An 8,080-nucleotide genomic window follows, 5' to 3' on the forward strand; every position below is an offset into this window, starting at 1 on the left:
GGAGGTTCAGGCCGGCGGTTATAGGTGAAGGGGATCTTCTATGAGTTCAGCTAGACGTAGACCCGGCTACGGCGACACGGCTCTTCAGGTGCGGCAGGTGGAATCCGCGCTTCGGGCCGTCTATGTTGAGTCGGGCCTGCTGGATCTCGCTGACCTAGAGGATAAACCGCAGGACGAAAGAGCGCCGCGAGAGATTTCGCGTGCTCTTGCGGCGCAAGCGGTGCGAATGGTTACCGGGTGGGGGGCACGGGATGCCGCTAGCGTCGTGATCGACGGCGACGGCGATCAAGGGATTGACGCGATCGCAGTCGTTGAAGGACCCCACCCTCACGTCTATCTAGTTCAAGCTAAGTGGAGTAAGAACGGAAGGGCCAGTTCCGATCGGTCGGCTGTGATGGAGCTGCTCGCCGGGCTTCGATTAATTGACGATGAGGATTTCGTTCCGTTCAACTTGCGTGGCCGACCCCTTGCTGAGCTTGCAAAGACGGTGATGTCCAGCGGGCCAGTTCCTGTGACGCAGGTTATCGTCCTGATGCGCGCGGAACCAGTGACCGCCGGCTTTCTGGCTGCGATCGAGGGTGGCGAGAACGAATTCAACCGTCATGGCGCAGTGCTGGACAACCGCATCCTTCTTTCTCAAGACGTATGGGCTTCAGTGCGTGAGGACATGGCGCCACAGCCAGTTGATCTGGAAGCAGAAATCTTTCCTTGGTTTCCTGTCTCTGTTCCATATGAGTCGTACCAGGGGGTAGTGCAGGCGGATCAGGTGGCCGATTGGGTAGAGCAAGGATCCAATCTTTTCCATTTGAATATCCGTAATCCTCTCGGTCGTACACCTATCAATAATGAGATGATAGAAACCTTAACTGAGGAGCCAGCAAACTTCTGGTACTTTAATAACGGCGTTACGATCCTCTGTGAGTCGGCTGAGCGGGTGCAGCAGTCGATGCGTTCGCCGCAGTCTCGGCCGCTTCGACTAACCTTGAAGAATGCAAGCGTTGTGAACGGTGCGCAGACCGTAAGGTCTGTGGCTCAAGCTGTCGCGGAAGATGAAGAGGCCGCGTCAGCCCAGGTTGGCGTGCGCATCATTGTGACTGGAAAAGCAACCGATTTCGCCAAGCAGACTACGCAGGCCACTAACCGGCAGAACCGGGTGGAGTCGCGAGACTTCATAGCTTTGGATCCTGTGCAAGCCGCAATTCTAGAGGAGATGCGCGCCGAACTCGGGCTCGACTACAGTGTTCGCCGCGGAGAGTTGGAACCGGAGCCCGACACCGGATGCTCCGTCGTCGAGGCCGCTTGCGCTCTGGCTTGCGCTCACCCTGATAGTCAATATGCTGCGCGTCTCGCGACAACGCTGGATGTGTTGTGGGAACGAGGGACGCAAGGGATTTACGATATCCTTTTCCGGCCGCAGCCGGGAGTATATCTCCTCTGGAACGCTGTGCAGGTTCTTCGAGAGGTGCGGCGAACCCTTCATGACCTCCGTCCTCGTTTCGAGGGCCGTGGAGCCGCACTGATAGACCATGGGGTCTATCTACTTGCGCACCTGACATTCCAGCGACTCGACACAGAGGCTATTGACGAGCCCGACCCTACGCTCGAATGGATTGCTCGGGCAAGAGATCAGGTCGGCGCATTGCTGGAAGACCTGTTGCCTCTGGTTGCTTCGGTCATTGATAACCTCTACTCGGACCGTTCGCAGATTCGGTCAGTTTGCGCGGATGTTGACCGCTGCCGCGAGATCACCCAGAGCATTCTATCCGGAAGCGTTCCGAGTGATGGCGGTGCGCGGAGCAAGTATCGCCGCGTTCCTCCCACTAGGAGAAAGCGCCGACCCAATGCCGTGTCAGTTATTATTGACCGAGGGCTGTTGGAAGAAGGGGCGGCATTGGGATTGGTAATTCTCAATGCGACTGAAGTGTCGGCTATGCAACCCTGGCTGTTGCAGGATTCTCGACGGTCGAAGGCCACATGGGTTCCTCACCGTTCTAGGCCGATCCTGTGGGCGGTCGATGGCCAACAATATTCCCCGTCCGGTCTCATCATAGAGATGTGGGAGCAAGCCGGTTGGGGGAAGCATCCGGTGGCAGTTCAGGGAACGGCACGCTGGGCAGTCGAGTCCGGAGAAACGCTTGCAGAACTAGCGTGGCGTGACTTGCAGGACGAGTGAATAGCCTGGCTTGCTTAAGCCTCGAACTCGAACACCCTGGTTCGGGATGCTTGCGTACCTGTGGCTATGACGGTGTCGTTGGCCCCACCAGGGGCGACTTGAAGTGGCTCCACCTGAGCCCAAGATCCCCACTATGACGGTTTCGTCTGGCCCCAGTTCTCACCAGGCATTACTCGCCGTGAAGATCGGGAAGTGGGGCCGATTCAAGCCGTCTCTGTTGGCTTCAGGTGGGGCCACCGCAAGCCGTCATGGGTGGGGCCAGCGACACCGTCATAGCCATACCTGACGCTCTCTGATCAGGGTGCCAGCCACTGGTGCCTATTCCGGCCGTTGCAGCATTCCTATGCCGAGCTCCATGTCGATAGCGACCGCTACGGTTAGCACTTGGTCGCGCATCTGGCGCGCCTGTGGGTGCCCAGCGCGGATGAGTTCGAGGCATCGGGTGATAGCGGTGTGGGCTGAGCGATGTTCGTTCGCGCCGAAATGAGCCTGGGCTAGCTGGAATTCGATGAGAATCAGATCGCTACTGTCTGGCCCATAGACTTCGATCTCGAGAGCGCGGGCCTTGCTCAGGCAGTCGACAGCTTCGACGAAGCGGTGCTGGGTCTGGTGGAGCAGGCCGAGGTTGAAGTATGCACTGTCGAGGTTGACGCGGTAGGGGTCACCGCCCGTGCGAAGTATCGCGATGGCCGCTTCCAGGTCGACTTGAGCCCGATCAGGATCTCCAGCCTCTAGCGCCATCCGGCCACGCACCTGTAGGAAACCGCCTCGTGCCAATGAGTTGTCGCCTCGTGGTGAAGCCAGCAGCAAGCCCTGGTCGACGAGTACGCGTGCCTCGTCCGAGTGTCCGAGATCAAGAAGCGCATTCACCAGGGCGAGGATGATTTCTGTAGTGTAAACGCCCGGCAGGTTCTCGACGGCGGTGTAGGCGGCTCGCAGATGAGGTAGCGCTTCCTCGAGCCGACCCGATTCACGCAAAATGATCCCGGCTTGCTTATGTAGCGCGGCGAGATGATCACGTTGCTGGCCCTCGTCGACGACATCCGGAGTGAGTGACAGCGCAGCCGTAACCCCGGCAAGAGCCTCCTTGCTGAATCCGAGTCCGCGGTTGATGTCGGCCAGCAGCGACAACCTGAAGATCCGTTCGCGGATATCAAGAACTTGGTCACCATCTGCGAGCGTCACCGCGGCAAAGGCGTCTCGGGCTTCGGGATAGCGCGCCGCATATGCATAGGTTTGCGCTCGGGCAAGCAGGGCCTCGCGGGTCTCAGAACTGCCGGCGGGGTACAACCTGCTCCACGCATCGACCGTGACCAAGGCTTCATCCACCAAGCCGGCCGCACGCTGAGCATTCGCCAGCTGCCGCAGCGCGCCGCTGGATTCGTCGACGGCCAGCGGAATATTTCGGCCGACTTGGACGCAGCGGGTCAGGTAGGCGATGGCGATGCTCAGCTCGCCGTATCGCATCTGCCAGAGGCCGAGCCAGCCGAGCGCCGCGAAGATGATGTATGGGTCAGACTCCGTGTCGACGGCATATTCAACGGCTACGGCGATGTGGGATCCGAAGATGGCTGCTCGATTGGCAGCCAATGCCTCATCTTCGCCGTCGTCTTCGTCTTGGTCCTTGATGGCGCGGGCGCCGTGCAGCAGGAGCACTAGACAAGCCCGCGCCCACGCGGGACGGTCCTGGACGGGAATCTCGTCTCTGACGACTGTCTGAACGAGCGTATGGGCGTGAAGCATCTCGGCGTTGCGGATCACCAGGCTGAACTGGTGTAAGGCTGCGATGGCTTGATCCCGGACCAGGACGTCAGACAAACTCAGGAGAGCAGTTTCCGCGGGGGACGGTCCGTCATCATCAGACCTGACGATCACCTGGTGCTCGAAGATGCTTTCGGGCAAAGGCTCGGGGGCGACGCAGGCCATGACAGTCGCGAGCGGGAACACCCCGGGCTCGCCCTCAACGGCAATCCGGAAGAACTCACGAATTGCGACGGCCGTGGTTATGGGGTGATCCGGTGCCCGCCCGCGCTCCAGCAGTGGCGCAGGTGCCGCCGCCATCCTTTTCAGAAATCCAGAGGCAGAGATGTGCTGAGCGCGGCAGTAGCTTGCTGCCTGCACCAGACCGAGGGGGTGTCCGTCCAGCACTTCGGCAACCTGTCCCAGCGCTTCGAAGCTTTCATCGGCTAGGATTGACCGCAGGTAGTTGACGCTTTCCTCCTGGCCCAGCGGGTCGACTTGTAGGTGGGAGAACGCGTCATCGAGATGGGTTGGCGTCGCGGTGATGATGAAACGTGTGCGTGACCGCCGGGGAATCATTCCTTCCGTCACGGCGGGATCGGTGACGCCATCGATGATCAACAGCAGATGTGGGTCCTCAGGCAGGACAAGTGCCTGTCCCGTCGAAGGACTCCCCGCGATCGCCGCGGAGTCGAGACGTCGAGGAATGCTGGGCAGCAGCTCGCGCAGTCCCTGCGCCAAGGCTGCGCGGGAGTCAGCCGGCACCACTCGAGCGAAGACCACCTCACCGCGCTCCGTCGCGTACTGGCGGGCGAGAGCAGATTTTCCGATTCCCGGCATCCCCGTCAGTACGACTGGCGTCACCTCCTGATCGGAACCGAGAGACAGAAAGCGGTCAAGCAGGTCCATCTCTGGCGCCCGGCCCACGAACAGCGGGTCGGGTTTCGGTGCGAGAGCGAGTGAAACGGCTGTTCCGATCTCCGTGACCAGTCGTCGCAGATCCTTGATCGCCACGTAATGCCGATCGAGGCTTGGCCCGGTGCGGGATGCGACGTCGTGCATGAGACCCGCCAGCCGCTGGATTCGAGCTGCGGCGGCATCGGGGCGCTGCGTCGACGCAGCGGCCATCCTGCGGACAATCGCCTGGTACGCGTCTTCCGCGCGCATCGGATCCAGGCCGAGTTCGGCCATCACCGTCTGCAGATCCCTGATCGCGACTGCATCGATGGTGGTCCGATCAGGCAGCGGTTCCCTGCGAAGCCGCAAGTCATCAAGGAAGCGACCGGCCTCGTCTACGTCGATAGCGAGATCGTGGGCTAGCTTTTCCGAAGCCTCGCGGCTGGCCCGCGGATTGATCTCGTCGATGACATATGGCTTTGCGGTACGGCTGAACCCGTGGTTCGACTCGAACACGTACGTGCCCGACTCGCCCATCGCCTTCCACACGTCGTGCAGGTCGCGGAACACGTTTTCGTTCTTGAGGGCCGCGTAACTCCAGTCGTCCTGGCCCGGCTCACGGTGCTTTACCGAGACCAGTTCCTTGCGACCGTCACCGGTCAGCAGGACGTAATCCGTGGCCCACTCCAGCACGACACCGATGACCGGGGACGAGCCTGTGAGGTTCTGAATACATCGCAGAGCGACACATTTGTCCTGGTACTCGAATCGGGCGCGGGTCGGTGGCGCGGTGTTACGAGCATCGCGGAATAGATCGGCGCCTGGCGCGGATATCTCCCTCACAGAGGCATGATAGGTAACCTGGCGGCAGTCGGATCCCGCAGACAGGCCGAGGTGGACAGTTCGCGTGCCCAAGAGCAGGAAACGCCCCGTAAAGCGGCGACGATCCTCGTCATCACCAACGGTCCGGACGTCTGCCGAGCAAAGCCATGCCGGGCCGGCACCGAGAATGACCGAGGGGATGGATACGGGGGACCATGTCCGGCGGGCACTCGCAGACACCGCTGCGCACGGCAGCCTCCTATTGGCGCGCGATCCAACGATGGCGACCCTTACCCACACTCGCTCGGTGACTCGCGACACGGGCGAGTCCGAAGCCGGCGGCGGCCTGCCGGTGGTTTTGGTCGAGGTGGTCAACTTCAGGGCCCTACAGTCCGAGGGCCAGCTCTATCCGCTCACTATGGCGCTCGCTGGCAAGCTGGGCCTTGCCCAGGCACAGGCGGGCATGACTCCGTCCAGCGCCGTCAACTGGACGTTCCGCGACGGACCACGCTGCGAACTCCGGGATCCAACTGGGGCCGTACTGGCCCGCTTCCGGCATGCGATCGACCCACGTTGGCAGGCCGCAGCGCGAGTATCTGGAACGGTCCTTGTGTTGTACGGCGGTGCGCTCGGGGTGCGGCCCCCCGATGGATTAGCGGCCGCCTCGTATGACGATCGAACGCGTAACCAAGAGCTACACGCCTCGCTCGCGGCTGGAGAGGTGCTGGCCGGAGTCGTCACCTACCTCCAAGAATAGCTAGCAGCTGGTAGTAGACGGGTGAGTCCGGTAGCTGCAACGCGAAATCGCTCTGATCTCAGCGCCGCAGCGAACAACACGTTGGCGCGATGATCTCTGCCCGAACCCAGGACGGGGACGTACTCGCCGAGGTGCGGGTGCCATAACCGAAGGCGTGCGCTCCGGCCGCGGTTGCCCAATGGGTACCGCGCGTACGGGTTCGACGCGTGCCGGGATCTGCTCGACGCGCTGACCGTGATCCCGGCACTGCTACTGCGGTCTCCTCTGCGGGCATGGCGGCCGGGCGGGGACGCGGGTCCTTGCGTTGCCCGTCCCGGCAGGATCAGTATCCAATGCAGCGCTGGGCGCAGAGCCCGGCGACGTAATCCTCGACCTCGGGCCGCCATTCGAACCATTCATGGCCCAGGTCGAGGTGCCTGAAGCGGTTCTGCTCGGTGGTTTCGAGGGCGCGCCGGGCTGCTGCGTCCGGCTGGTAGATGACGTGCCGCACGACCATGTAGGCGGGGTTCCCGTTCCGGAAGGCCGGCAGCCGGGTGTTCGGATCCCCACTCTGACCGATCTTGAAGTGTTCGGGGTCGCCGTTCGGTGGCCGCCGTGGCGGATAGGCGTAGACAAAGTAGACCCCGGGAATGTTGTGTGGGTCGTACGGTGGGTAGTCGGGGTCGGTCATCACCTCTTTGGGGTTGCCCCGATGCCAGTCGATGAGCCGTGCGATCTGCTCCTGGTCCTTTCCGACCGACCTCATCCCCGCGGCCCGCGCAGCATGTGGATGCGGGCCTGGTGGTGATCGCTGTCAGAGCCGGCGTGCGGGCCGACCGCGGAGGTGGTCCAGGAGCACGGTCCGGCAGTGCCGGGGGCCGCGGATGCGGAGGAGGACGTCATGACTGATTGTTGTAGCGCACGGGCGCATCTTCGTATGTCCCCGGTGTGCGGGTGACCGGAACTCCTCAACTTGACGGAGCTTCTGACCCACAGTGCCACGGGCACCATTCGTGGTTGGCGCATATCGGTACTGACGCGGACGCCCGCGCCACACGTCGCCATCGGCAACCACATGGGCGGCCCCGGGGGCGGCGACGGCCCCGGGCCCACAGCCGTGAACACCGCGATCTGACGGGAACCTTGCGAGCCTGTATGCGGCACCGGGCCGAATCAGCCCGGTGCCGCATACGCGAGAACTGACGACATCACAAGCAATACGTAGGGGGCGTGGAAACCGTGCGTCACTACATCCCGGTTCGCGAACGTCCGTTTGGCTGTCAGCCGCCGTTCTGGAGAACGATCCGCTGACCCTGGCTGATCGCCGTCGCCCACTGCGTGAGGTGAGGTTCCGGGATCGGATTACCCCCGTCGGCCGTCCAGTGGCGGGTGAGGAGCGGCCTCACCTCATCGACCGGACGGCCGGAGCATTCCTCGAAGACCTTGTCCATAACTGGCTGCATCCGGGTGTTGAACCGATCCACAGCCTGACGGCCGATCTTTTCCAGCGAGCCCGGCTTAAAAGTGATCTTGGCTCGCGCCGTAGCGCCTCCCCGTGAGTAGCATTCGTGCTGTTAGATCAGCGTATGCGCGGTCTTCCGGACCGCCATTACGCGATCGAGTGATCGGCGTTGCCCGCCGGTCCGTAAGGTGCCGTAAGATCCACTAGGAGCACGAGAGCGACCCGGCCCCAGGTGTGGGCGTCCGGGCCT

At 62.3% G+C, this 8,080-nt stretch carries 5 protein-coding genes; 2 read left to right on the top strand and 3 right to left on the bottom strand.

What is annotated here, in order from left to right:
• The first annotated feature begins 265 nt into the window (after positions 1 to 265).
• Positions 266 to 2,173 carry an AIPR family protein gene (locus Aco03nite_RS41270; protein ID WP_203806424.1) on the top strand — a complete coding sequence of 636 codons (1,908 nt, stop codon included), beginning with the start codon at positions 266 to 268 and terminating at the stop codon, positions 2,171 to 2,173.
• Positions 2,174 to 2,491: 318 nt separating this feature from the next.
• Here Aco03nite_RS41270 and Aco03nite_RS41275 read toward each other — a convergent pair whose 3' ends face one another.
• Entirely contained in the window at positions 2,492 to 5,653 is a 3,162-nt protein-coding gene (locus tag Aco03nite_RS41275; protein WP_203806426.1) for a tetratricopeptide repeat protein, read from the bottom strand.
• Positions 5,654 to 5,939: 286 nt separating this feature from the next.
• Here Aco03nite_RS41275 and Aco03nite_RS41280 point away from each other — a divergent pair, with 286 nt between their 5' ends.
• Positions 5,940 to 6,389 (top strand): hypothetical protein, encoded by a 450-nt coding sequence (locus Aco03nite_RS41280; protein ID WP_203806428.1) that lies wholly within the window; start codon positions 5,940 to 5,942, stop codon positions 6,387 to 6,389.
• 322 nt (positions 6,390 to 6,711) lie between these two features.
• On the opposite strand, the gene Aco03nite_RS41285 is transcribed toward Aco03nite_RS41280, so the two are convergent.
• Both Aco03nite_RS41285 and Aco03nite_RS41290 read right to left on the bottom strand, forming a co-directional pair.
• Positions 6,712 to 7,059 carry a GIY-YIG nuclease family protein gene (locus Aco03nite_RS41285; protein WP_203806430.1) on the bottom strand — a complete coding sequence of 116 codons (348 nt, stop codon included), beginning with the start codon at positions 7,057 to 7,059 and terminating at the stop codon, positions 6,712 to 6,714.
• Between the two features lie 589 nt (positions 7,060 to 7,648).
• The gene (locus tag Aco03nite_RS41290; RefSeq protein WP_203806432.1) at positions 7,649 to 7,819 is read right to left on the bottom strand and encodes a hypothetical protein; all 171 of its coding nucleotides are present in this window, start codon (positions 7,817 to 7,819) and stop codon (positions 7,649 to 7,651) included.
• Between the last annotated feature and the right edge of the window lie 261 nt (positions 7,820 to 8,080).

The organism is Actinoplanes couchii (genome assembly GCF_016862075.1).
In the GTDB taxonomy this organism is placed as follows: Bacteria; Actinomycetota; Actinomycetes; order Mycobacteriales; family Micromonosporaceae; genus Actinoplanes; species Actinoplanes couchii.